Source organism: Streptomyces sp. NPDC040432, from assembly GCF_055595445.1.
In genome coordinates this window covers 97,237-121,803 of record NZ_JBVIVP010000002.1, presented here as the reverse complement: position 1 = coordinate 121,803, position 24,567 = coordinate 97,237, and the positions used below count along the sequence as shown (strand labels likewise).

The following is a 24,567-nucleotide window of genomic DNA, read 5'->3' as shown; positions in this document are numbered from 1 at the left end:
CGGGAGGCGCGGGTCAGAGGATGGCGGGCGTCGGGCGTCGGGCGTCGGGGTCGGTGGGGTCGACGGGGTCGGGGACGTCAGGCGTGGGCGCCGCGTCCGGCGTCGGGCGGGGCCCCGGGCTGGGAGTGCGGCTCGGGCCCTTCGGTGTGCCGGTGCGCGGCCTCCCGCTCGGCGCGGGCCTCGTCCTGGTGGCTGTGGGTGGTGGAGCCGAAGTTGCCGTAGCCCTGCATTTCGTGGGGCCGCAGGCCGCCCTCCGGGATCTCCACGGACTCGCGTTCCTCACGGACCTCGTAGACCGCCCCGCCCTCCGGCAGGTGCGGCTGGCTTTCGGCGGTGGGCGGTGCCGGTTCCTGGTTCCGGACCCGCTTGCCCAGGATGAAACCGCCCAGCAGGAAGCCCACCACGATGATCCCGATGACCAGGAACCACGCGATGTCGCTGACCGCCGTGTCCAGCGCGAGGGTGTTCAGGGTCGTGTTCATACGTCCTATTTTCCCGCATTTGCTCCGAATTCACGCGGGTGGTGCGAGGAATCCGCGCACGCCCCCGCCCGACCGGCACCGGGGAACACCACCCGGAACGCCCCCGACCGCCCACGGGCCGGTCCCTTCGTCCCCCGACCGACCGCCCCGGGCCGCGTACTCCGGACGGGTGAACGGAGGCCACCCGCGCACCCGGCGCACCCGGATGCCCACCCCTCCGCAGACCACGGCAGCACGACCCGCCGGGCGGCGGCGCCGCGCAAGGCGGCCCCCGACGGGTCGCGGCCCGGCGGGCCTGTGTCCGGGGTTCCCTCACCGAGGAGGCCCGCCCCACCCGGGGGCTCGCCACTCCTCAGGGGCCCGCCCCGCTCAGGGGACTCGTACCGCCCGGGTCCCTGAGGGGCCGCCCCCCAGGGATCCGTCACCCCGACTCGGCGGGCTGCGACCCCTCAGGGCCCGCCACCACCTGCCGTCCCGCCGGCACCTACCGCCTCACCGCCGTCCACCGCCTCACCGCCCCGCGGCGGCCCGTCACCTCAGCGGCCCGTCGGAGTCCCGCAGCCCCTGCGCGTCCCGCCCGCCCAGCACCCCCAGGATCTCCGCGCAGATGGCCAGGGCCGTCTCGGCCGGGGTCTTGGCGCCGAGGTCCAGGCCGATCGGGCCGTGCACCCGGGACAGCCCGTCCGCCCCGACTCCCGCCGCGATCAGCCCCTCCCGGCGCCGCGCGGTCGTCCGCCGCGAGCCGAGGGCCCCGACGTACGGGATCCCGAGCGCCAGGGCCGTCCTCAGGGTCGGCACGTCGAAGTCCGGCTCGTGGCTGAGCAGCACCAGGCAGGCGGCGTCCCGGTGTTCGTCGAGCACCTTCCCGGCCTCGACGGCGGTGTGCACGGTGACCGACTCCCAGCCCAGCAGCGCGGCCTGCTTCCCGATGACCTCGGCGAGCTCCCCGCCACCACCGATCACCACGTGCGGTGCGGACGGGTACGCCTCGACGAGCACCAGCCCGGACCCCCCGTACAGCGCGTCACGACCGGGTCGACGGGTCCCCAGCAGCTCCCCGGCCCGACGCTCGGCATCGTCGACCGGAGTACCGCCCACCCGCACGACCCGGCTCACGGCGTTCTCGGCACTCTCGTCCAACCGGGTCACCAGAGCCACACCGGCCCCCGTCCCGAGCAGCTCCCACCACTCGGCCGGGATCTCCGTCAACGGCTGGATCAGCACCTCGGCCTGCCCGCCACACGTCAGCCGGGCTTCCACGGCCTCCCCCGCACGGACCGACACCTCGCACACCCGGGCCGTGCGCCCCGGTTCCATGGCCCCGGCCTCGGCGACGAGTTCGGCGTCGAACACACCCCGGTAGAGCGCCCCGACACACTCCCCGCGCGCGTCCACGAGCACCGCCCCGGACGGGTCCCGCGGCCCGAACCCCTGCTCGGTCACCGGCCGGGCCAGGAACCCGGCCCGCCCCTCGGACACCCACTGCCGCGCCGTCTCCGCCAGTTCACGCATGCTCGTCGCCCCATCCTCTACGCGCTACGTACCCGCAAAGTGCCTGGTCAACAACACAAGGCGGCCTCCACAACCACCCTACGCACGCCCCCACCCCCGCCCCACCCCCCAAATCCCACAGACCCCGCTCCCAGCCCTCGTACGGACCACCGGAACCCACCGGCCCCCCGGGCCCCGCCGCCGCCCCGGGCAGTACCACGCCCACGCCACCCGGCCCTCACCCCGACCGCCGAGCGACGGCCGACCTCCAACCCGGCCCCGATCCAGGCTCGTTGGCCGGAGCCCCTGTTCGGGCCCGGCCCCTCGGGCCCGGACAGGGCATCTTGTGGGGGCGCGATCCGGCTGTTCCCATGGACACCGGGGCGTGACGTGGTCAGGGGGCGACGTGGGGCGGCTGAAAGTGTCTCGTTGGCGGAAGCCCGGTCACGACCGGCTGTACGTGAACCTGCCGGACGGCGCCGCCGTCGCCTGGGCCGACTGCCGTACGGGCAGGGTGACGGTCCTCGTCGAGGAGCACCGTCAGGAGGCACTCGCCCTGCTCAGGCGGCACTTGGCGGAGCTCCCGCACACCACGCACACACAACCCGCGCCCGATCCCGCGGCCGACCCCGACCGCCCGGAGCCGACAGCACCCGGGCGCCCCGACCCCGCGCCACCCGAACCGGCACCACGCCTCCCCGCACCGGCCACCGCCGCCCTGCCCTCCGCCCCACCGCCCCCACCCCCACCGCCCGCGGACCGATCCGGGGCCCGCGCACACGGTGGCCGCACCGGACCACGGCACCTGCCGCCCCTGAAGGCGCCCGACGACCTCGCGCGCAACCGGCCCGGCTCCGGGATCCAGGAAATGCTCCGCTCGAAGGGACCGAGCAGGTTCCGCCGGACGCTGGACCGGCTCCTGCGGCGCGAGACCGAGTGGGACCCCTGGTTCAAGGGACTGGCGGGCGAGCGCATCGCCGGGGCCGAACTCGACCGACTGCGGAACCAGGGCTGGAAGGTCCTGCACTCGATCCCCCTCACCCGGGGCGGCGACATCGACCACCTGCTCGTCGGACCGGGCGGGGTGTTCACCGTCAACACCAAGAACTTCCGCGGGAAGTCGATCTGGGTGGGCGACGACGTGGTCAAGGTCGATCACGGGCCGCCCCACCCCTACCCGGCCCGGAGCCGCGCCGAGGCGGCACTCGCCCGCAGCGTCCTGGAACGGCACTGCCCGTTCCCCGTGGAGGTCGAGCCGGTCCTCGTGTTCGTGGGCGCCCACGAGATCCCCAGGGCGACCACCCCCACATCCACCTCCACATCCACCTCCACATCCACCCGCGCCCCCACCCGACCCCACCCCCAACTCCGGGTCCGGGTCTACCGGGAACGGGAGGTCGCCGCCCTCGGCCCCCTCACCGGAAGGCTCGCCCCGGAACAGGTCGACATCGTGTACGCCGTCGCCCGCCACCGCAGGGCCTGGCTGGCCCCCTGACGCGAAGCAGCGCCCCGGCGCCCCCACCGACCCGACCCGACCCGTCCCGTCCCCACCCGTCCCGTCCCCACCCGTCCCGTCCACGCCCGGACCCGTCGCCCCGCTCGGAACCCCGTCCCGCACCCCCGCCCGTCGACGGCATCCGAAACCGGACCCCGCACCGCCGGCCCCCGACCCCACCGCCGCACGCCACCGGTCGCCGCGGTATGCCGACGTGCGCCGGCGCGGCAGGCGTGCGCAGCATGGGCGTACCTGTCCCGCGCCGGCCGATGGCGGGGAGCCGCTCCGCACCGCACCGAGAAAGCAGGCGACCTATGGGCCCGGCCGTTCCCCAGGACCCTGAGGGACTCAAGCGGCTCATCGCCGGCGAGGTGGGCGCCCTCCGGGCCGCGGCGGCCCGCCGTGCCGGCGTGCGCCACGAGGCCCCCGCCCCGGACCCGCGTACGCCGGCCGTCGCCGAGGCGTGCCCCTGCGGCGGCAGCGCCGACCGCGGCCACGGCTGCGGCGACGCCGCGCGGGAACACGACCCCTGGGCCTGCGTGTGCGCGACCCTGCCCGCGATCCCCGTGTCGGCGGCCCTGCTCACGCCCGTCACCGACGAGGACGGCCGCACCGTCGACTTCCGCATCCGCGCCGGCAACCACGTCCGCTCCTCCGCGTGGCTCGACGCACCCGACCGGCACGTGGGCGAACGCCTCCTCGACGTCCGCCCCGGTGCCGACGGCGCGGGCCTCCTCGCCGCCCTCCGGGAGGTCCTGCGCACGGGCCGCGCCCTCAAGGCCCACCCCGTCGACTACACCGAGTGGCGCCCCGACGGCCTGCACCGCACCAAACTGCTCTACGACGCCGCCTGCTGCGACGGCCACGTCCTCGCCACGTGGCGCCCCGCGCAACAGCCCGCGGAGCTGATGTCCCTGGAGGCACAGCGCATCGCCGGCATGGGCTGGGCCCACTTCGACCTGCTCTCCGGAACCGCGACCTGGTCCGACGGCCTCGCCGCGATCTTCCGTACCGGACCCGGCCGCCCGATGACGCTCATCGACCTGTGCGACACCGTGCCGGCCGACGACGTCCCCGCGTTCGGACGACTCCTGCGGGCCCTGTTCGACGGCGAGGAACCACCGGGCCAGGACATCCGTTTCACAGTCCACGGCGACATCCGCACGCTGCACGTCCTCGGCCGCCCGGTGACCGACGACGACGCCGTCCCCTGGGCGCTCCACCTCATCGCGCGCGACCTCACCGCGCAGGTCCGCTCCCGCAACCGGCTCGCGGAGATCCGCCACGAACGCGAACGGCTCCGCGAGCAGGTCGCCGCCGAACGCCGCGTGGCATCCACCCTGCGCGAGGCGCTCCTGCCCACCCACTCCACGGAGATCGCGGGCCTGGGATACGCGGTGGCCGCGGCCTACCTGCCCGCGGAACCGCACGCCGCGATCGGCGGGGACTGGTACAAGTGCCGGGCCCTGCCCGACGGCCGGATCCTGCTCGCCGTCGGGGACGCCTGCGGGCACGGCCTGGGAGCCGTCGCCCGGATGGCGCAGCAGCGCCACGCCCTCGCCGGCCTCGCCCACGCACCGGGAACCGACGCCGGAGACCTGACCACCTGGCTCAACGAACTGCTGTGCGCCGACCCGTCGGCGGAGACGGCGACCACCGTCATCGGCCACATCGACGGCGAGCAGCGCCTGACCTGGGCCTGCGCCGGCCACCCCCCGCCCCTCCTGCTCCGCGGCGACGAGGCCACCGTGCTCGACGCCTCGCACCGCGGCCCGCTCCTGGGAATGCTGCCGGGGAACCCGTACGCCACCGCCACCCTGCCCCTGAACATCGGGGACCTCGTCCTCCTCTACACCGACGGCCTCGTCGAGCGCAGGGACGAGGACATCACGGACAGCATCGCGGAACTCCGCCGCCGCCTGTCCACCTGCACGGGCCTCGGCGCCCAGGAAACCCTGGACTCCCTGATGGCCTCGTACGAAAAGGACCAACTCGCGGACGACACCTGCCTGGTGGCGGTCCAGGTCCTGCCGCCCACATGAGCCCCGACGCGCCACCCCGGGAGACGAGTCGGCCGCACACACGAAGACCCCGTGCCGGAGCCGGGGCCGGCGGCGAGGTCTTGGCCGTCCGGGCGGCGAGACCCGCACACGCGGCCGCGAGGTGAAGGGCCAGGAGGCGCGATCCCGCGTGGGAACCGAGCACGGCAGTCCGAGAAGGCGTTCGCGACCGGTTCACCCCCGCGGGTCGACCCGACGGCGCTAGCCTGGCCGGGTGAACGCGCGTACCGCCCTCGCGAAATGGCTGGGAACCCTGGAACCTCAGCGTCTGACCGCGCTGTTGGAGGAGCGGGAGCTGCCGCTCGCCGCCGGGTCGCGGGGGATCGGCACCCTCCGCGAGCTCGCCGAGCACCTGCTCACCGATCTGTCGGTGGCCCAGGGCCTGGTGGCGGGCAACGCCGGAGAGCTGCAACTGCTCGCTTCCATCGCCGCCCTCGCCCTGGAGCGGCACGGCCCCGTAGCCGGCGGCGAGGACGAGGACGGGCCCCGATACCCCTGGCAACAGCAGAAGCCCGGTGCCGCGGTGGAGCCCATGGACCGACTGGTGCCCGAGCGGGACGTCCTGGCCTGGTTCGAGCCGGGGGAGGATCGGCGGGCGGCGGAGCACATGCTCGCCCGACTGAGGGAACGCGCACTGTTGCTCCCCGCGCCCAAGGGGAAACTGGCGCTGCCGCCGCTGTTCCACGTTCGGGCCGCCGGGTTCGACGGCTACGGGCGCACCGCCACCCGGCTGCTGACCTGCGCCTTCAACGCCCCGGAGGTCAAGCGGATCGCCACGACCCTGTTCGGTGAGGGCCCGGCCCGTACGCGCGACCAGGCTCAGGCGCTGATCACCGCCCTCCTCGCCGATCCCGCCCGGGTACGCGCACTGGTGGCGGAGGCACCCCTCCGGGCGCAGCAGTTGCTGGACCACCTGATTCCCGGCCCACCGCTGCTGCGGACCCACTGCTTCGTCGGCCGGTACGGGGATCAGTACACGGGTCCGGACAACAAGTACGTCTTCCGGGAGGGCGGAAGCGGCGACGAGGGCTCCGACTGGCTGGCAGCGCGCGGACTCCTGGTCCCCGTCGGCCTCGACCTGGTGGAGCTTCCCTACGAGGTCGCCCGCGTGTTCCGTGAGGGGAGCACGGCACCCACCCCCCGACTGGAACCGGAACCGTTCACCGCCACCGCCACCGCGCCGCTGCCGTCCGGCTGGGAGGGCGAGGGCGGCACGGCCGCGGCTGCCGCCGCCTGGCGCGCCGAACTCGTCCTGCGGGCCCTGGCCGCCCAGCCGGTCGCGGTCCGCAAGGCGCGCGGGATCGCCGTACGCGACACCAAGCGGCTGGCCAAGGCAGCGGGGGCGGACGAGGCGGACACCCGGCTGTGGCTCGACCTCGCCGTGACCGCCGGACTCGCCGCACCCCGGAACGACGAACCGGCCCCCACCGCCCGGAGACGCCGCAACACCAAGGCCCCCAAGCCCTCCGCCCGGCTGCTGCCGAGCGACCGCTACGACGCCTGGGCAGCCGCCCCCGCAGCGGGCAAACTGCTGCCGCTGCTGGCCGCCTGGGCCGTGGTCCCCGCAATTCCCAGCCACTGGCCGGACCCCGACGACACCCCGGTCGCACTCGCCGGCCCGCGGGACGAGGACGCCGTGACCCTCCGCGCCGGGGTCCTGCGAGCGCTCGCCACCCTCCCCGACGGACACGGGCTGACCGCGGACGCGCAGGGCCTCACCGAACTCCTCGCCCTGGCCTCGTGGTGCCGACCCGGCCTGCGCAGCCACCTGGCCGTGGACGACGCCGGTGAGCTGACCGGCCTGGACGGAATCCTCGACCGCGTGGCGGCCACCCTGGCGGAGGCGGCCCGTCTCGGAGTCGTCGCGCACGGCGCCCTCACCCCCACGGGACGCGCCCTGTGCCGACTCCTGGAGGCGGGCGCCGCCCACCACTACCCGGCCGTGCCCGGCGCGAGCGCGGACCCGTCCGGCCGCGGATCCGAGGGCCTGGGCGAAGACCTCGACCTCCGCCCCACCCTGGCGAAGGCGGTGACCGGCCTCCGCGAGGCCCTGTACGCGACGCTGCCCGAGCCCAGCGACACGGCCCGGTTCCAGAGCGACCTGACCGCCACCGTCACCGGCGCGCCCGCGCCCGCCCTCGCCGACCTGCTCTCCGCCGTCGGCGACATCGAGTCCGAAGGGCACGCCGTGGTCTGGCGGATCAGCGCGACCTCCGTACGCCGCGCCCTGGACGCCGGCTGGAGCGCCGACGAACTCCTCGACCGCCTCACGGCGGCAAGCGAGCGCGACACCCCCCTCCCTCAACCACTGGCCTACACGATCAAGGACTCCGCCCGGACCCACGGACAACTCAAGGTCGTCCGCTCGGCCTGCTGCATCCGCTCCGACGACACCACCCTGATCGCCGAGGTCGCCCAGGCCCGCGGCCTGACCAAACTCCGCCTGCGCCGGATCGCCCCCACGGTCCTGATCTCCACGGCCCCGCCGGAGGAGACGCTGTCGGCCCTCCGCACGGCCGGCTACGCCCCCACCCAGGAAGCCGAAACGGGCACCACGCTCCTCGACCGCGCCCCCACCGACCGCGCACCGAGCCTCCTGCCCTCCCTGGACGAGGCCCACCTCGTACACGGCGAACCGGCCCGCGGCGTCCCCGCGACCGCCCGCGCGCTGGCCTCCGCACTCACCTCGGTCGGCTAGGACCTGTCGTCAAAGTCCCGTCTGCCTCGCGGTGTCCGGCACGCCGGGAGCACGCACCGGACACCGCGAGGCCGCCCTCCGGGCGACGACGGGACTTTGACGACAGGCCCCAGGACGCGTGGGCCAGACCTCGATGACGGTGGCCCGACCGCCGCACAGCGCAGGGGCCATCGGCGTGGAGGTGAGCACGGTGGCAGGGCCGGGCGAGCTGAGCGGCGGTGTGTATGCCATCGATGGCATACAGGTGCTTTCGCGCGTCGCGCTCCCGTGCGCCGTCCCGGATCTCAACTATGGGAACGGGCAGCTGTGCGGCGTCGCTAGGCTGCCGGGATGACCATCGCCATGCCGCTTCTCCTTGATCTGGACTCGTTCCTGGCCCGGGCCGAAGACCGAGGCGCCCCGCTGGACGCGCGGGCGGCCGAGGCCGTCCTCGGCCTGCTCGCGCTGGGCGAAGCACGCCGCCGGACCGGCCTGCCCGAGCCCACCGAGGAGCTCGCCGAGGAACTGCTGCACATCCTGCTCCCGCTCTACGCCAGCGCCACCGAGGAAGAACTGCCGGGCTTCGTGGCCGCGCTGGTCGCGCTCGTCGACCACACCCACGAGGCCGGCCGCCTCAATGCCAAGCGGCACGCGAAGCTCGTGACCCGGGTACGTGAGCTCGCCGAGGGCTTCACCCAGGCGATGACGAGCCCCCGCCGCCTCACCTGGCCGCGGCTGTACGGAAACCTGCTGCGCGCCGCGGGCGTGGACGCCACCGATCCCCGGGCTGTGCGCGACTGGCTGGAGGCGTTCGCCGCGCGCCCGTACGCCGAGCGGCATGCCGCGTTCGGCTTCGCCTCCTCCTCTCCGAACGGACCGCTCGCCGAAGGGGCATACGCGGAGGCGCTGTGCGCGGAACGCTCCAGGCAGGCCCGTCCGCTGCTCGCCACACGGCTGGCGGCCGTGGCGCCGGCCCAGCAGGTAAGGCCCCACCCCGGCGAGGGCCTGCTGGTCGCCGATGCCCCGGTAGGCAAGCCGGACGAGGAGAGGGACGACTGGTACGACGAGCAGGCGGGTGTGCTCGCCGATCGCTGGACCGCAGCCGGGCTCGACACCCTGCTGAGCGGCCCCTTCGCGCACCTGGCGCCGGGCGGCGGTAGCGCTCCCACCCCTCTCCTCGCCCTCGTCGAGGCCATGGCAGGCCAGCACCTGGAGATGTTTGGCGACGCCTTCGCGCCGCTGCCCCCGGCCCCGTTGCCGGACTCCCCGGCGGAGCAGGCCGCGCTGCTGCGTTCCGCCCCGCTGCCCCAGCTCTTGGCGCGAGCCGCCGCCGACCCGCAGGGCGCGGACGAGCGAACGCGCGAACTGGCGCTGGCGAGCGGCTTCCTGGTGCGGGAGCAGGGAGGCGCGTTGAGCGCGGGGCCGTCGGCCGAGGCCTGGCGTGAGGGTGGCCCCGCCGAGCTGACCGGACTGGCCCTGAACCTCCTCGGCGTCCTGCTGACACAGCTGGCCGAGGAGGACGAGACCGCGGAGGAGTACGACGGAGAGCACCTGCTCACCCTCTACCTCCTGTGCGAGCAAGCGGGGATGAAGCAGTCCGTGGCCCGCATGGCAGCCCTGAACGACATGTGGTTCGTGCCGCCGGGCCATGAGAGCGACCCCGACGCGTCCGTCCCGGTTACCGGAGACTACGAGCTGCCCGACCCCCAGGCCCTGTCCGCGGTCCTGGGACTCCCGGCACTCACCGAGTCCGACCGTACGGATCTGATCCCGGCCGCTGCCCGCCTCGTGCGCCTGATGGACCGCCTGGCCGCTCTGGGTGTCACCGAGCGCACCGGAGACGCCGTCAGCCTCACTGCTCTCGGCTCCGCCCTGCTGCGCGACACCCTCCTCGTGGGCCTCGAAGGCGACGCCGCCGATGTCTTCCCCACGCGGGAGCAGATGCTCGCCTGGGATGCGGAACGGCTCGTCGCGGCAGCCCAGTGGTGGCCGAAGCGGGCCGCCCGGCCGACCATCGGCGACTGGCTGGACGCGCAGGGCACCGACGGATGGACCACTCTGTTCGCGGCGATCTCCGCCGCCTGCCCCGAGGCCGAGCCCGCGAGGCGGCGGGCGCTGCTCGCCGCTCTCGACGCGATGGCCGTGCCCGACGAGGCCCTGCACGCGCTGCTGGCCGACCCGGTCCTGGGCGGCTGGGCCGAACACACCCTGCACGCACGCGGCCAGGCGCCCGACCCCTCAGCCGTTCCGCTGTCGGCCCGCGCGGTGCACCTGCTCGACGCGCTCGAAGCCGTACGGAGCGCCGCATCCCTCGACCACCGCATGACGGCGGCTGCGAACGAGGAGGAGCCCGAGCTGTTCGCCGAAGTCCACGCCGTCTTCGACAAGGCCGCAGCAGCCTGGCCCAGCGGCAGCCCGGCCCTGGTCACCGCCCTCACGGCGGCGGACCCGTATACGTCCGCCTTCCTGGCAGGGCAGCTCTCACACCACCCCGACCGCGCCACCGCCGAACAGGCCCGTCGCGCCTGGCGGTCCTTCGAGACCAGCGGTACGACCCGCTCTTCGGGCAGGAAGAAGCCCGCCAAGCGCGCGGGCGGGAAACGCAAGCGGCGCTGACCGACGTGAACACCGGGCCGGGGCCACGCGGAGCCGGGGCCCGCGCCGGCGACGTGGCCGCCCGGCTCCTGTCCCCGGCCGCCCGGTCAGCCCACCTGCGTGACGAACGCCTGCCAGGCGCCGACCCCGAACCCGATCACAGGCCCGGCGGGCCGCTTGCTGTCGCGGACGGGGACGACGCCGGGGATGTTATCGGCGACCTCGACGCAGTCGCCTTGGCCTCCGCTGTAGCTGCTCGTGCGCCATATCGCGGTCTTGCGGACCCCGGTCGTCGAGCGGACCTCGTTGCTCATGCTCTGTGCTCCTTGGCAACACGCTGGATCAGCGCGAGTGACTCCGTAGGCGGCAATGCTGCCATGCGCGCGTCATCGAAGAGCCCTCGGTAGCAGGTGACTTCCTGCTCTCGCTCCATCCAGATGTTGCCAGTGGGGGCCTCGGTGAGTACGAGGTCGAGCGACGCCAGTTGCGGAAAGCTGAGCAGCACGTACGGGCCGAACATGCCCGAGTGGGCGCCGCGTGTGAACGGCAGCACCTGAACGGTGATGTTGGGTCGCTCGGCCATGGTCAGTAGGTGCTTCAACTGTGCGTGCATGATGTCCGGCCCGCCGACTTGTTGGCGCAGCACTCCTTCAGCAAGTACTGCCCAGAACTCCATGGGTTCCGCACCCGTCAACCGTTCCTGCCTTGCAAGTCGCACCTGGACGAACCGGTCGATCTCCTCAGCCGTCTGCCAGGCGCGTGATGCCACCGTTACGGCCCGCCCGTACTCCGGAGTCTGGAGGAGTCCGGGCACCATCTGCACTTGGTAAGTGCGGATGCTGTCGCAGATCGACTCCATCTCGATCTGGTCGCGGTACGCGTCACTGAGAACGGAGGCGTACTCATGCCACCACCCTTCACGCCGTCGTCTGTTCGCCCTCAAGGCAAGGGAAGTCAGGCGCTCCCGCGACTCCGTGTCCATCACCCCGTATGCCTCCATGAGCGCGACGAGATCAGGTGTGCGGACTGGGACATGGCCGTTCTCGATGCGGCTGATCTTCCCCTTCGTGCAGTCCAGTACCTCGGCGGCAGCGGCAGTGGTGAGGCCTGCGGCCTCTCGGGACCGACGTAGTTCGTCGCCGAGTTGGCGACCCAGGACCGTGGAGGGCATCACGTTTGGCATAGGTGACTCCCTATCAGAGCCAGGGGACTTGCGGACTCGCGAATGCCCGTATGGGTGAATTAGGAGCTGGCAATCCATTCAACGTTGCGCCGTTACCTGTTCTGCGGGCACTCTCCTGGTGTCGGTACCTGAGCCCCCGTTTGTCCGGGGGTTCCGACCCTCTGGAGCTGCCATGGCTGCACTGATCGACGTCTCTTTCCGGCTCTCACGCCGACCCCGCAGCGCGCCGAGGGCCCGCGCGGCACTGCACGCCCTACTTGGGGACTAGGGCGCGGGGGACGACCTCCTCCAGACCGCCGAACTCGTCCTCTCCGAACTCGTGACCAACGCCCTGCGCGCACCCGCACCCAGCGACCGCCAGGTCGGCGTACGCATCGCACACTCCTCGACGGACGGGCTGCTGCGTCTGGAGGTGAGCGACGCCGGATCCGGCCGGCCGGAACTCCGCCACCCCGCCACGGACGACGAACGCGGCCGGGGGCTACGGCTCGTGGACGAGCTCAGCCACCGCTGGGGCGTCACCGCACGCGCGGGCGGCATCGGCAAGACGGTCTGGTCGGAGCTGAAGGCCCCGGACCTCCTCCCCACCCCGTCAACGAGGGAGGTTGCGGCGGTCACGGTCAGCCCCGGCCAGCAGATCCGCGTCTGGGGCGCGTGGCGCGCGGTCCGCAGCGTACGGACGGCTCGCCACGCCACCGGCGGCCTGACGGTCGTCCTCGCCCTGGACGAAGGCCCGCCCCTCCACCTGCCCGCAGCGGAACCGCTGTCCGTACGAGGGCTGCCGTAAGTGAAACGCGCCGTACGAGTGCCGAGTGCCGTGTCCGCCCAGGCGCCGCACCCACTCCCCGCTGGCAAGGAGGAGACACCGTGGCGGACCCGGTCCACCACCCCACCCCCGTCCTGGAGGTGGACGCGGTCGCCCTCGCGGTAGAGGTCATCCCGCCCAGCGAGCGGCTGAGGGGGCCCCGAATGCTGGTCTGCGGGTATCCATGGTGTGAAACACAAGAAGACCCTCCGAACAGTAATGACACTGTCTGGAGGGTCTCTTTGGCACTTCCTGCGAAGTGCCCCCGGCAGGATTCGAACCTGCGCACACGGCTCCGGAGGCCGTTGCTCTATCCCCTGAGCTACGGGGGCGTGTCGTTCGCGTTGCGGCGACGGGTTGAACACTACCAGCATCCCCGGGGTGATCAGGAACCGTTTTGGGCGGGAGCGGGAGGTCGGTCGCCCGGAGGGGGTGGAAGTGGCGAAAACCCGGACGCGGGGGTGGCGGCGGACCTACTCTCAAGTTGTGCCAGGCGCCTCGGGCCGGGTGCTTGTTGTCGACGACAACAAGGTCATCCGGCAACTGATCAAGGTCAATCTCGAGCTGGAGGGCTTCGAGGTCGTGACCGCGAACGATGGTGTCGAGTGCCTGGACATCGCCCACCGTGTGAACCCCGACGCGATCACCCTCGATGTGGTCATGCCCCGGCTGGACGGGTTCGGCGCTGCCGCGCAGCTGCGGGCCGATCCCAGGACGCGGCACCTGCCCGTCGCGATCGTCAGCGCCTGCACGCAGCACGAGGTCGAGGCCGGGATCGCCGCCGGCGTCGACGCGTTCGTGGCGAAGCCCTTCGAGCCCGCCGAGCTGGTCCGTGTCGTGCGGCGGCTCGTCGAGCGCAGGGACCGGCGCGAGCGGAAGGGGACGCCCGCAGGGAGAGGGCGGGGCTGAGCCCCTACGCCTTCCTCCCCGTCGCGTTCCGACCCGCACTTTCGTCCCCTCTGTTCACATGGCGAAACCCGATGCATGTCCCTCGGGCTTCTCCCCTAGGCTGGGTGTCGTGATCCCCGCCGACCTCTCTCGTGCCGTCGTACGTGCCGTGCGCCGTGCCGTCGAGGACGGGGAGCTGGGCGGTCCCGTGCCCGGGCGTGTCGTCGTCGAACGGACACGGCCCGGGGGAGTCGGGGACTACGCCTCACCCGTCGCGTTCCAGGTCGCCAAGGGTGCCGGGGTCGCGCCGGTCCACGTCGCCCGTGTCCTCGCCGGTCGGCTCGCCGCCGAGCCCGGCATCGAGAACGTCGAGGTCACCGGCGCCGGGTTCCTCAACTTCACCCTCGCGTCCCGGTCCGCCGCCGCCCTCGTACGGGACGTCCGGGCGCGCGGCACCCGGTACGGATACGCACCCGACGGCGAGCCGCGTGCGCGCGTCGTGCGCGACGCCGTCGCCCGGATCCGGTGGAGCCAGGCGGCCGACGTCGACACCCCGCCGGACGTCGACACCCTGCCGGACGTCGACACCCTGCCGCGCACCGACACCCCGCCGGCCGCCGACACCCCGCCGCGCACCGACGCCCCGCCCGCAGCAGCTCCCATCGCCCCCGTCGCCCGGCGCGACGGCGATGTCGTCGCCGTGTACGGGGCCGACGCCGCCGCGTGGGCCATGCTCGGCGTCCCCGCGCGCGAGACCCCCTCGTTCACCGCCGGACTCCTGGTGCAGGACGAGTCCAGCGAACTGTTCCGGGTGCGGTACGCCCACGCCCGCGCCCGCGCGCTCCACCGCAACGCCGAACACCTCGGGTTCCGGGGCGAGCCGGGCGACGTCGAGGCGCCCGACCTGCTGGCCGCCCTCGCCGAGTACCCCCTCGTCCTCGAAGCCGCCGCGCACCACCGGGCGCCCGAGCGGCTCGTGCGGCACCTCGTCACCGTCGCCGACGCGCTGCTCGACTTCCAGCACGACGTCCTGCCCCGGGGAGACGAGAAACCCTCGGCCGCCCACCGTTCCCGGCTGGCACTCGCCGAAGCCGCCGGGACGGTGCTGGCCGGTGGCCTCGCCCTGCTCGGCATGGACGCCCCCGACTTCCTGTGACCCGCGAAGAGAGATTCCGATGAGCCGTTCCGCGCACCCCGCCGGGCCCCGCCACGCCGACGTCCTGCCCGAGGGGCACTACGCGCCGCCGCCCGCCGACCTGAACAAGCTGGACGAGAAGGTCTGGGCCCGTACCGTCACGCGCAACGACGACGGCGTCGCCTGCGTCGGCGGCATCGAAGTGACCAAGCTCGCCGAGGAGTTCGGCACCCCCGCCTACTTCCTCGACGAGGAGGACTTCCGCGCCCGCTGCCGCGCCTGGGCGAACGCCTTCGGCAAGGACGCGGACGTCTTCTACGCGGGCAAGGCGTTCCTCTCCAAGGCCGTCGTGAAGTGGCTGCGCGAGGAGGGCCTGAACCTGGACGTGTGCTCGGGCGGCGAGCTGTCCACGGCGCTGGCCGCCGGGATGCCGGCCGAGCGGATCGCCTACCACGGCAACAACAAGTCCGAGGCGGAGGTCCGGCGGGCCATCGAGGTCGGGGTCGGGCGCATCGTCCTCGACTCCTTCCAGGAGATCGCCCGCGTCGCGCACGTCGCCCGTGAGCTCGGCGTGCGCCAGCCCGTGCAGATCCGCGTCACCGTCGGCGTCGAGGCGCACACCCACGAGTTCATCGCGACCGCCCACGAGGACCAGAAGTTCGGCATCGCCGTCGCCGACGGCAGCGCGGCCGAGGCCGTGCGTCGGGCGCTGGGCCACGACAGCCTCGACCTGCTCGGCGTGCACTCGCACATCGGCTCGCAGATCTTCGACATGGCCGGTTTCGAGGTGTCCGCCAAGCGGGTGATCCGACTGCTGGCCGCCGTGCGCGACGAACACGGCGTCGAACTCCCCGAGATCGACCTCGGTGGCGGCCTGGGCATCGCGTACACCTCCGCGGACGACCCGCGCGAGCCCCAGGAGATCGCCAAGGCGCTGACGGAGATCGTCGCCCGTGAATGCGAGAGCGCCGGCCTGCGGGCGCCGAGGATCTCCGTCGAGCCGGGCCGCGCCATCGTCGGCCCGACCGCCTTCACCCTCTACGAGGTCGGCACGATCAAGCCCCTCGAAGGGCTGCGGACGTACGTCAGCGTCGACGGCGGCATGTCCGACAACATCCGAACGGCCCTCTACGACGCGGAGTACTCCGTCAACCTCGTGTCCCGTGTGTCGGACGCCGAGCCCATGCTCGTCCGCGTCGTCGGCAAGCACTGCGAGAGCGGTGACATCGTGGTCAAGGACGCGTTCCTGCCGGCCGACCTGGCCCCCGGCGACCTGCTCGCCGTGCCGGCCACCGGCGCCTACTGCAGGTCCATGGCCAGCAACTACAACCACGCGCTGCGTCCGCCGGTCGTCGCCGTGCGCGACGGACTGGCACGGGTGATCGTCCGCCGCGAGACGGAGGAAGATCTCCTGCGTCTCGACCTCGGATGACCGTCATGTTTCCGGGAGAAGCCCCCGAATCCTGAAAATGGGTGTCTCACTCAATGGACCGAGGATGGAAACTGATGTCCATTGAGTGAGACTGGTTCATACCTGGCGCGTAACCGCGCGCCGGGGAATGCAGAAAGATCGAAAGGCGTAGGTCGAATGATGCGTACGCGTCCGCTGAAGGTGGCGCTGCTGGGCTGTGGAGTGGTCGGCTCAGAGGTGGCGCGCATCATGACGACGCACGCCGACGACCTGACGGCCAGGATCGGTGCTCCGGTCGAGCTCGCCGGTGTCGCCGTGCGCCGCCCCTCCAAGGTTCGTGAGGGGATCGACCCCGCCCTCGTCACCACCGACGCGACCGCCCTCCTCAAACGGGGCGACATCGACGTGGTCATCGAGGTCATCGGTGGCATCGAGCCCGCCCGCACCCTGATCACCACCGCTTTCGAGAACGGCGCGTCCGTCGTGTCCGCGAACAAGGCACTGCTCGCCCAGGACGGCGCCGCGCTGCACGCCGCCGCCGAGGCCGCCGGGCTCGACCTCTACTACGAGGCCGCCGTCGCCGGCGCCATCCCGCTGGTCCGCCCGATGCGCGAGTCCCTCGCCGGCGACAAGATCAACCGGGTGATGGGCATCGTCAACGGCACGACGAACTTCATCCTCGACAAGATGGACTCGACCGGCGCCGGCTACCAGGAGGCGTTGGACGAGGCCACCGCCCTCGGGTACGCGGAGGCCGACCCCACCGCCGACGTCGAGGGCTTCGACGCCGCGGCCAAGGCCGCGATCCTGGCCGGCATCGCCTTCCACACCCGGGTCCGCCTGGACGACGTGTACCGCGAGGGCATGACCGAGGTCAGCGCCGCCGACTTCGCCTCCGCCAAGCGCATGGGCTGCACCATCAAGCTCCTCGCGATCCTGGAGCGCGCCGCGGACGGCCGGTCCGTGACGGCCCGCGTGCACCCGGCGATGATCCCGCTGACCCACCCGCTGGCTTCCGTGCGCGAGGCGTACAACGCCGTCTTCGTCGAGGCGGAGGCCGCCGGTCGGCTCATGTTCTACGGTCCGGGCGCGGGCGGCGCACCGACCGCCTCGGCGGTCCTCGGCGACCTCGTGGCGGTCTGCCGCAACAAGCTCGCGGAGGCGACGGGGCCCGGCGAGTCGGCGTACACCCAGCTGCCGGTCAGCACCATGGGTGATGTCGTCACGCGCTACCACATCAGCCTCGACGTGGCGGACAAGCCGGGTGTCCTCGCCCAGGTGGCGACGACCTTCTCGGAGCACGGCGTGTCGATCGACACGGTACGACAGCAAGGACGTCCTGACGGGGTCGGCAATGAGGCCTCCCTCGTCGTCGTCACTCACCGCGCGCCCGACGCCGCCCTCTCGGGGACCGTCGAGGCGCTGCGGAAGCTGGACACCGTACGAGGTGTCGCCAGCATCATGCGTGTTGAAGGGGAGTAAGGACCCATGAGCAGCAACCGAACCCACCAGTGGCGGGGCATCATCGAGGAGTACCGGGACCGCCTGCCGGTCACGGACACGACCCCCGTGGTCTCCCTCCGCGAGGGCGGGACGCCCCTCGTGCCCGCCCAGCTGCTCTCCGAGCGCACGGGTTGTGAGGTCCACCTCAAGGTGGAGGGTGCGAACCCCACCGGGTCCTTCAAGGACCGCGGCATGACCATGGCGATCACCCGGGCGAAGGAGGAGGGCGCCAAGGCCGTCATCTGCGCCTCCACCGGCAACACCTCCGCCTCGGCCGCCGCCTACGCGGTGCGCGCCGGCATGGTGTGCGCGGTGCTCGTGCCCCGCGGCAAGATCGCGCTGGGCAAGATGGGTCAGGCCCTCGTGCACGGTGCGAAGATCCTGCAGGTCGACGGCAACTTCGACGACTGCCTGGACCTGGCCCGAGCGCTGTCCGACAACTACCCGGTCGCGCTGGTCAATTCCGTGAATCCGGTGCGCATCGAGGGTCAGAAGACGGCCGCGTTCGAGATCGTGGACGCGCTCGGCGACGCCCCCGACATCCACGTACTGCCCGTCGGCAACGCCGGCAACATCACCGCGTACTGGAAGGGCTTCAAGGAGTACAAGGCCGACGGCCTGGCCTCCCGTACGCCCCGCGTGTGGGGTTTCCAGGCTTCCGGCTCCGCACCGATCGTGCGCGGCGAGGTCGTCAAGGAGCCGCACACCATCGCCACGGCGATCCGGATCGGCAATCCGGCCTCCTGGGACTACGCGCTCGCCGCGCGGGACGAGTCGGGCGGCTTCATCGACGAGGTGACGGACCGCCAGATCCTGGCCGCCTACCGGCTGTTGGCCTCGCAGGAGGGTGTCTTCGTCGAGCCCGCGTCGGCCGCGTCCGTGGCGGGCCTGCTCAAGGCCGCCGAGGCCGGGCTCGTCGACCCGGGCCAGAAGATCGTGTGCACCGTCACCGGCAACGGCCTGAAGGACCCCGACTGGGCGGTTGCCGGCGCCCCGCAGCCGATCACCATTCCGGTGGACGCGGAGGCCGCGGCCGTCCGCCTCGGCCTGATCTGACCCGAGCTCCGGCTCGACGCCCCGTTGCCGGATTCCGGAAGCTTCCGGAATCCGGCAACTCGGCCCGTACGGCACCAAAAGTCAACGGAATTCAGCGGAAGAACGCGACACGCATCGTGCGCCTCCTGTGCGCCCTATGTCGCGGGAGAACCTTCCTTCGATACGCTGTACTTACATCCGCCACCGCGCATATGACCGCGGTGCTGCCCCAAGGGCCTTCGGGTGTCGTACGTTCTCCAGTACATTCGCAGCGAAGATCCCGCACCGTCACCAGATCTCGCACAGTCACAAGGAGTGTCATCGACCGATGGCAGGTCCAGCGTTCCGCGCCGCCGCCGTACGAGTGCGCGTCCCCGCCAGCAGTGCCAACCTCGGCCCCGGCTTCGATGCCCTCGGCCTGGCCCTGGGGCTCTACGACGACGTGGTCGTCCGCGTCGCCGACTCCGGCCTGAACATCGACATCGCGGGTGAGGGTGCCGACACCCTTCCGAGGGACGAGAGCCACCTCCTCGTACGCTCCATGCGCACCGCCTTCGACCTGCTGGGCGGTCAGCCGCGCGGCCTTGAGGTCGTCTGTGCCAACCGCATCCCGCACGGCCGCGGTCTCGGTTCCTCCTCCGCCGCGATCTGCGCCGGCATCGTCGCCGCCCGCGCCGTGACCATAGGCGGCGAGGGCCGTCTCGACGACGCGGCGCTGCTGGAGCTCGCCACGGAGATCGAGGGACACCCCGACAACGTCGCCGCCTGTCTGCTCGGCGGTTTCACCCTGGCCTGGATGGACGGGGGAAGCGCCAAGGCGATCCGTATGGACCCGGCGGATTCCATCGTTCCGGTGGTCTTCGTACCGTCCAAGCCGGTCTTGACCGAGACCGCGCGCGGACTGTTGCCGCGCAGCGTCCCGCACGTGGACGCCGCGGTGAACGCGGGCCGGGCCGGCCTGCTCGTGGAGGCCCTGACCAGGCGTCCCGAGTTCCTGCTGCCCGCCACCGAGGACCGGCTGCACCAGGAGTACCGGTCCCCGGCGATGCCCGAGAGCGTGGCACTCGTGAACCGGCTGCGGGCGGACGGCATCCCCGCGGTCATCTCCGGCGCGGGCCCCACGGTCCTCGCGCTGGTCGACAACGACGCGGCCGACAAGGTCGCGCAGCTCGCCGGCGAGGGGTGGGCGGCGAACCGTCTCGCCCTCGACGCCGCGGGCGCGAGCGTCCTTCCGCTGGGTACCCAGGGAGCCCAGGGAGCCCAGTCCGTGTACTAGCGACACGGCCCTCCGGGGCGGGCGGCCAGGGCAGGCCGCCCGCCCCGGACGGGGGCGATTGCCGGTGATTGAGAGGGGGAATATCAGTTGGATCCGGTAGTGTTAGTCTCAAGTGCGCATCCGAAGCCGCCATGGCTCGGTGCTCAGTGTCCCCAATCGGGACCACCTTTCTTCCGGGAGCCTCCCCGACTGCTTTGATCGCTGCCAGCAGTTTCGGGCACGCTCCGGAATCGGCGTGACATTCCCACGCTTCCAGCTCGGGGGCTTCTCGCCGGAACCACCCACGCACGTTTCTCTCCGCCGTATCTCTACCGGCGGACCACCGCCCCGGCTGCGGCCATGACACATCAGGTCATGGACCGTCGTCGGACAGCACAACCGGTCGCCGAGCCAGACAGGCCGACGTCCGCTCCAGGGAAGGACCCTTCGTGAGCGACACCACCGATCTGATGGGCGCTGCCGACACCAACGTCGACACCAGTGCCCCCGCCGCGGGCGCCGCGGCTGCCCCGGGACGGCGACGCCGCTCCGGCACCGGCCTCGACGGCATGGTCCTCGCCGAGCTGCAGCAGGTCGCGTCCGGCCTCGGAATCAGGGGCACCGCGCGGATGCGCAAGAGCCAGCTGATCGAGGTCATCAAGGAGGCCCAGGGCGGCGGCAGCGCCCCCAAGGCCGCGGCCCCCGCCGGCGACGCCGAGGCCAAGCCGAAGCGCCGCGCCACCAGCAAGGCCCGCACGGGTGAGACCGCCGTCCAGGCGCCCGCCGAGAAGGCGGCCGACAAGCCCGCCGTCCAGGCGCAGATCGACATCCCCGGACAGCCGGCAGGGGGCCCCTCCCGCGCGAGCGAAGCCGAGCGCGGGGGAGAGGACGCCCCCGTCGGCGAGCGCCGCCGGCGCCGCGCCACCGCGCCCTCCGGCAGCCCGGAGGTGACGGCCCCGACCGTCGTGCAGGTCGAGCAGAAGACCGAGACCGCTCCGGCCGCGCAGTCCGAGGTCAAGGCCGAGGCCAACACCGTCGCCGCCCAGGGCCAGTCCCCGGAGGCCGGCGAGGGCCGTACCCGTCGCGACCGCCGTGACCGCGGCGAGCGTGCCGAGCGCGGCGACCGCCCGGGCCGTCGCGAGCGCGGCGCCAAGGCCGACGACCAGGGCCAGGCCCAGGGTCAGGGCCAGAACCAGGGTCAGGGCGGCGGTCGTCAGGACCGTGCCGACCGTCAGGACCGTGCGGACCGTCAGCAGCAGGGCGGTCGCGGTCAGGGCCAGGGCCAGCAGGGTCAGCAGCAGGGCCGGCAGGACCGTCAGGACAACGGCCCGCAGGACGACTTCGACGGTGAGGACGGCCGTCGCGGCCGTCGTGGCCGCTACCGCGACCGCCGGGGCCGTCGTGGCCGCGACGAGTTCGCGCCGAGCGAGCCGCAGGTCGCCGACGACGACGTGCTGATCCCCGTCGCGGGCATCCTCGACATCCTCGACAACTACGCGTTCATCCGGACCTCGGGCTACCTGCCCGGCCCGAACGACGTGTACGTCTCCCTCGCGCAGGTCCGCAAGGCCGGTCTGCGCAAGGGCGACCACACCACCGGTGCCGTCCGGCAGCCCAAGGACGGCGAGCGCCGCGAGAAGTTCAACGCGCTGGTCCGCCTGGACTCCGTCAACGGCATGGCGCCCGAATCCGGCCGCGGCCGGCCGGAGTTCCAGAAGCTGACCCCGCTGTACCCGCAGGACCGGCTCCGTCTGGAGACCGACCCGGGCGTGCTGACCACCCGCATCATCGACCTCGTGTCGCCGATCGGCAAGGGTCAGCGAGGCCTGATCGTGGCCCCGCCGAAGACCGGCAAGACCATGATCATGCAGGCGATCGCCAACGCGATCACCGTCAACAACCCCGAGTGCCACCTGATGGTCGTCCTGGTCGACGAGCGTCCGGAAGAGGTCACCGACATGCAGCGGTCGGTGAAGGGCGAGGTCATCTCCTCGACCTTCGACCGCCCGGCCGAGGACCACACCACCGTCGCCGAGCTGGCCATCGAGCGCGCCAAGCGCCTCGTCGAGCTGGGTCACGACGTGGTCGTCCTGCTGGACTCCATCACCCGTCTGGGCCGCGCGTACAACCTCGCGGCCCCCGCCTCCGGCCGCATCCTGTCCGGTGGTGTCGACTCGACCGCGCTGTACCCGCCGAAGCGCTTCTTCGGTGCCGCGCGCAACATCGAGGACGGCGGCTCGCTGACCATCCTGGCCACCGCGCTGGTCGACACCGGCTCGCGCATGGACGAGGTGATCTTCGAGGAGTTCAAGGGCACCGGCAACATGGAGCTCAAGCTCGACCGCAAGCTCGCCGACAAGCGCATCTTCCCGGCCGTCGACGTCGACCCGTCGGGCACCCGCAAGGAGGAGATCCTCCTCAACGCGGAAGAGCTCGCCATCGTCTGGAAGCTCCGCCGGGTGCTGCACGCGCTCGACTCGCAGCAGGCGATCGAGCTGCTGCTCGACAAGATGAAGCAGACGAAGTCGAACGCGGAGTTCCTGATGCAGATCGCGAAGACCACGCCGGCGGGCAAGAACGACGACTGACCGCCGCCTTCGGGCTCCGCACCAACGGGACCGCCCCCACCGCAACCGCGGTGGGGGCGGTCCCGCGTTCGTGGTGCGCACCCGTGTGCACCCGCTCGGCGCCCCCTACGTGACCCTGTGCGACCTTCGCCACATTCGTACCGCCCGCAGGGCGATCGGACCGACCCCGCGAACCCCTGGGAAACCGCAGGTAAGGACTTCGCTACACCCCGTTCGTCCCGAGATGTCCGCACGGGCCCCGACAGGCCGCGCCGGTCGGCTCCCCGCGCCGGCCGTGGAACCCTGGTGGCCGCTCCGCCGTCTGAGTGAAGGGACAGCGGGAAGGTGTGCCGTAGGACCACGTACCGGAGCCAGGGACTGAGGAGAGCATGAGCGAGGACAGCAGGGGGCGCGGCCGTCGTGCCGGGACCCGGCGGCGCAAACCGCCGCGGCGCAAGGGCCTCCGCGTGGCCGCGTGGACCGCCGCCGGCGTGGTCCTCCTGGGCGGCACCGGCCTCGGGTACGTCTACTTCAAGTTCAACGGAAACCTCAAGAGCGTCGACATCGACCAGGCGCTCGGCAAGGACCGCCCGGCGAACGTCGACAACGGCTCGATGGACATCCTCGTCCTCGGCTCCGACTCCCGCGGCGGCGCCAACGGCGAGTACGGCAAGGACGACGGCGGATCCGCCCGCTCCGACACCGCGATGATCGTCCACCTCTACGAGGGCCACCAGAAGGCGAGCGTCATATCCATCCCGCGCGACACCATGGCCCCGCGCCCCGGCTGCGCGACCCCCGACGGTAAGAACGACCCGGGCAGCTCGCGCTCCCAGTTCAACGAGGCGTTCACCATCGGCGGGGCCGCCTGCGCGGTCAAGACCGTCGAGAAGATGTCGGGGATCCGCATGGACCACTACATCGAGGTCGACTTCACGGGCTTCAAGAAGATCATCGACAACCTCGGCGGCGTCGAGGTGACGACGACCAAGCCCATCAAGGACGACTACAGCCACCTCGACCTCCCGCCCGGCACCAACAAGCTCAACGGGGAGCAGGCGCTCGGCCTCGTACGCACCCGCAAGAGCGTCGGCGACGGCGGCGACCTGGGCCGAATACAGCTCCAGCAGGCCTTCATCAAGGCGCTGATCAAGCAGGTCAAGGGCATCGGGGTGTTCGACAACCCGAAGCGGCTCCTCGGCCTCGCGGACTCCGCGACCAAGGCGATCACCACCGACAAGGCGCTCGGAGACGTGAAGTCCCTCATGGGCTTCGCCCAGGGACTCCAGGGAATCGACTCCGAGGACATGCACATGATCACCCTGCCGGTGACCGCGGACTCGCGGGACCCGAACCGGGTCGTCCCGCTCACCAAGGAGTCCAAGATGGTCTGGGACGCCCTGCTCGCGGACCGGCCCATCCCCGCCGAGGCCACCGCCGCCTCCGCGGGCGACAAGGGCGCCGCCGCCGGGATCGTCCGCTGACGGGAGCTCCGGGCCGGGGGTCGGGACGCGGCGGGGGCCGGCCGGAATAGATGCCGCCCCCGTGCCGTTGAGGGGAGCGTCCTCAGAATTTTGACAGGCGGCCCGGTCCTGGCAGACTGGTCTGTCGGCCCCGGTTCACGCAGTGCGCAATTCGGCTCCTGCGACCCGGCGCCCTCCCGAAACTAGGAGACACCTTGAAGCGCGAAGTTCACCCCGAGTACGTCGAGACCCAGGTCAGCTGCACCTGTGGCGCGTCGTTCACCACTCGTAGCACCCTGACCGAAGGCACCATCCGTGCCGAGGTCTGCTCCGAGTGCCACCCGTTCTACACGGGCAAGCAGAAGATCCTCGACACCGGTGGCCGTGTGGCCCGCTTCGAGGCCCGCTTCGGCAAGGGTGCGGCCCAGAAGTAGCGCGACCCAGGCGCCGGTCACCGGCCGCCCCCTGACCATGCGGGGGCGGCCGGACCGGCGCCTTTGTCGTCGCCCAGCCACGCCAGCC

The 24,567-nt window shown here is 72.4% G+C and carries 17 protein-coding genes, 1 tRNA gene and 1 pseudogene; 14 read left to right on the top strand and 5 right to left on the bottom strand.

All coding sequences use genetic code 11. The features are described 5' to 3' along the window. Positions 1-77: 77 nt before the first annotated feature. Together ACZ58N_RS04245 and ACZ58N_RS04240 are read right to left on the bottom strand one after the other, a co-directional pair. Positions 78-482: a DUF6479 family protein gene (locus ACZ58N_RS04245; protein WP_471155431.1), complete on the bottom strand. Its 405-nt coding sequence runs from the start codon at positions 480-482 to the stop codon at positions 78-80. 531 nt (positions 483-1,013) lie between these two features. Further along, the gene (locus ACZ58N_RS04240) at positions 1,014-1,994 is read right to left on the bottom strand and encodes an XdhC family protein (RefSeq protein ID WP_471155428.1); all 981 of its coding nucleotides are present in this window, start codon (positions 1,992-1,994) and stop codon (positions 1,014-1,016) included. A gap of 400 nt (positions 1,995-2,394) precedes the next feature. On the opposite strand from ACZ58N_RS04240, the gene ACZ58N_RS04235 reads away from it, so the two are divergent. From ACZ58N_RS04235 to ACZ58N_RS04220, 4 genes are all read left to right on the top strand, one after another. Beyond that, positions 2,395-3,468: a nuclease-related domain-containing protein gene (locus ACZ58N_RS04235; protein WP_471155425.1), complete on the top strand. Its 1,074-nt coding sequence runs from the start codon at positions 2,395-2,397 to the stop codon at positions 3,466-3,468. A gap of 314 nt (positions 3,469-3,782) precedes the next feature. After that, positions 3,783-5,510 (top strand): PP2C family protein-serine/threonine phosphatase, encoded by a 1,728-nt coding sequence (locus ACZ58N_RS04230; RefSeq protein WP_471155423.1) that lies wholly within the window; start codon positions 3,783-3,785, stop codon positions 5,508-5,510. A 232-nt stretch (positions 5,511-5,742) separates the two neighbouring features. After that, complete coding sequence (locus ACZ58N_RS04225; protein ID WP_471155418.1) at positions 5,743-8,226, top strand: helicase-associated domain-containing protein; 2,484 nt, start codon at positions 5,743-5,745, stop codon at positions 8,224-8,226. Between the two features lie 330 nt (positions 8,227-8,556). Next, the gene (locus tag ACZ58N_RS04220) at positions 8,557-10,821 is read left to right on the top strand and encodes a hypothetical protein (RefSeq protein ID WP_471155416.1); all 2,265 of its coding nucleotides are present in this window, start codon (positions 8,557-8,559) and stop codon (positions 10,819-10,821) included. 86 nt (positions 10,822-10,907) lie between these two features. On the opposite strand, the gene ACZ58N_RS04215 is transcribed toward ACZ58N_RS04220, so the two are convergent. Together ACZ58N_RS04215 and ACZ58N_RS04210 are read right to left on the bottom strand one after the other, a co-directional pair. Further along, positions 10,908-11,114 (bottom strand): DUF397 domain-containing protein, encoded by a 207-nt coding sequence (locus ACZ58N_RS04215; protein WP_471155413.1) that lies wholly within the window; start codon positions 11,112-11,114, stop codon positions 10,908-10,910. Beyond that, the gene (locus ACZ58N_RS04210) at positions 11,111-11,983 is read right to left on the bottom strand and encodes a helix-turn-helix domain-containing protein (protein WP_471155411.1); all 873 of its coding nucleotides are present in this window, start codon (positions 11,981-11,983) and stop codon (positions 11,111-11,113) included. Before ACZ58N_RS04210 ends, ACZ58N_RS04215 begins: the two co-directional genes overlap by 4 nt. Before the next feature lie 286 nt (positions 11,984-12,269). On the opposite strand from ACZ58N_RS04210, the pseudogene ACZ58N_RS04205 reads away from it, so the two are divergent. Next, positions 12,270-12,770: pseudogene (locus tag ACZ58N_RS04205) on the top strand (ATP-binding protein); the annotation flags it as partial. A gap of 278 nt (positions 12,771-13,048) precedes the next feature. Here ACZ58N_RS04205 and ACZ58N_RS04200 read toward each other — a convergent pair. Next, positions 13,049-13,120 (bottom strand) — tRNA-Arg (locus tag ACZ58N_RS04200). Between the two features lie 100 nt (positions 13,121-13,220). On the opposite strand from ACZ58N_RS04200, the gene ACZ58N_RS04195 reads away from it, so the two are divergent. The 9 genes from ACZ58N_RS04195 to rpmE all read left to right on the top strand — a co-directional run bounded on the left by ACZ58N_RS04195 (position 13,221) and on the right by rpmE (position 24,479). Beyond that, positions 13,221-13,697: a response regulator gene (locus ACZ58N_RS04195; RefSeq protein ID WP_471156530.1), complete on the top strand. Its 477-nt coding sequence runs from the start codon at positions 13,221-13,223 to the stop codon at positions 13,695-13,697. Positions 13,698-13,806: 109 nt separating this feature from the next. Continuing rightward, positions 13,807-14,832: an ArgS-related anticodon-binding protein NrtL gene (gene nrtL, locus ACZ58N_RS04190; RefSeq protein WP_471155409.1), complete on the top strand. Its 1,026-nt coding sequence runs from the start codon at positions 13,807-13,809 to the stop codon at positions 14,830-14,832. A 19-nt stretch (positions 14,833-14,851) separates the two neighbouring features. Beyond that, on the top strand, positions 14,852-16,243 hold the full coding sequence (gene lysA, locus ACZ58N_RS04185; RefSeq protein WP_471155406.1) for a diaminopimelate decarboxylase: 1,392 nt from the start codon (positions 14,852-14,854) through the stop codon (positions 16,241-16,243). Between the two features lie 156 nt (positions 16,244-16,399). After that, positions 16,400-17,704 (top strand): homoserine dehydrogenase, encoded by a 1,305-nt coding sequence (locus tag ACZ58N_RS04180; RefSeq protein WP_389706055.1) that lies wholly within the window; start codon positions 16,400-16,402, stop codon positions 17,702-17,704. Positions 17,705-17,710: 6 nt separating this feature from the next. Continuing rightward, positions 17,711-18,781: a threonine synthase gene (thrC, locus tag ACZ58N_RS04175; RefSeq protein WP_471155403.1), complete on the top strand. Its 1,071-nt coding sequence runs from the start codon at positions 17,711-17,713 to the stop codon at positions 18,779-18,781. 307 nt (positions 18,782-19,088) lie between these two features. After that, positions 19,089-20,036, top strand: coding sequence for a homoserine kinase (thrB, locus tag ACZ58N_RS04170; protein ID WP_471155401.1), 948 nt, complete (start codon positions 19,089-19,091; stop codon positions 20,034-20,036). A gap of 428 nt (positions 20,037-20,464) precedes the next feature. After that, a complete protein-coding gene (rho, locus tag ACZ58N_RS04165) occupies positions 20,465-22,603 on the top strand; it encodes a transcription termination factor Rho (protein WP_471155398.1) in 2,139 nt (712 codons plus the stop codon). A 368-nt stretch (positions 22,604-22,971) separates the two neighbouring features. Further along, a complete protein-coding gene (locus ACZ58N_RS04160; RefSeq protein ID WP_471155395.1) occupies positions 22,972-24,066 on the top strand; it encodes an LCP family protein in 1,095 nt (364 codons plus the stop codon). A gap of 194 nt (positions 24,067-24,260) precedes the next feature. After that, positions 24,261-24,479, top strand: a complete 219-nt coding sequence (gene rpmE, locus ACZ58N_RS04155) for a 50S ribosomal protein L31 (RefSeq protein ID WP_281209065.1) — start codon at positions 24,261-24,263, stop codon at positions 24,477-24,479. Positions 24,480-24,567 lie beyond the last annotated feature (88 nt).

Excerpts from the sequence above, each read along its gene's own strand:
- ACZ58N_RS04245 (WP_471155431.1), bottom strand. The coding sequence starts at position 482 with ATGAACACGACCCTGAACACCCTCGCGCTGGACACGGCGGTCAGCGAC.
- ACZ58N_RS04240 (WP_471155428.1), bottom strand. The coding sequence starts at position 1,994 with ATGCGTGAACTGGCGGAGACGGCGCGGCAGTGGGTGTCCGAGGGGCGG.
- ACZ58N_RS04230 (WP_471155423.1), top strand. The coding sequence starts at position 3,783 with ATGGGCCCGGCCGTTCCCCAGGACCCTGAGGGACTCAAGCGGCTCATC.
- ACZ58N_RS04220 (WP_471155416.1), top strand. The coding sequence starts at position 8,557 with ATGACCATCGCCATGCCGCTTCTCCTTGATCTGGACTCGTTCCTGGCC.
- ACZ58N_RS04215 (WP_471155413.1), bottom strand. The coding sequence starts at position 11,114 with ATGAGCAACGAGGTCCGCTCGACGACCGGGGTCCGCAAGACCGCGATA.
- ACZ58N_RS04210 (WP_471155411.1), bottom strand. The coding sequence starts at position 11,983 with ATGCCAAACGTGATGCCCTCCACGGTCCTGGGTCGCCAACTCGGCGAC.
- lysA (WP_471155406.1), top strand. The coding sequence starts at position 14,852 with ATGAGCCGTTCCGCGCACCCCGCCGGGCCCCGCCACGCCGACGTCCTG.
- ACZ58N_RS04180 (WP_389706055.1), top strand. The coding sequence starts at position 16,400 with ATGATGCGTACGCGTCCGCTGAAGGTGGCGCTGCTGGGCTGTGGAGTG.
- thrC (WP_471155403.1), top strand. The coding sequence starts at position 17,711 with ATGAGCAGCAACCGAACCCACCAGTGGCGGGGCATCATCGAGGAGTAC.
- thrB (WP_471155401.1), top strand. The coding sequence starts at position 19,089 with ATGGCAGGTCCAGCGTTCCGCGCCGCCGCCGTACGAGTGCGCGTCCCC.
- ACZ58N_RS04160 (WP_471155395.1), top strand. The coding sequence starts at position 22,972 with ATGAGCGAGGACAGCAGGGGGCGCGGCCGTCGTGCCGGGACCCGGCGG.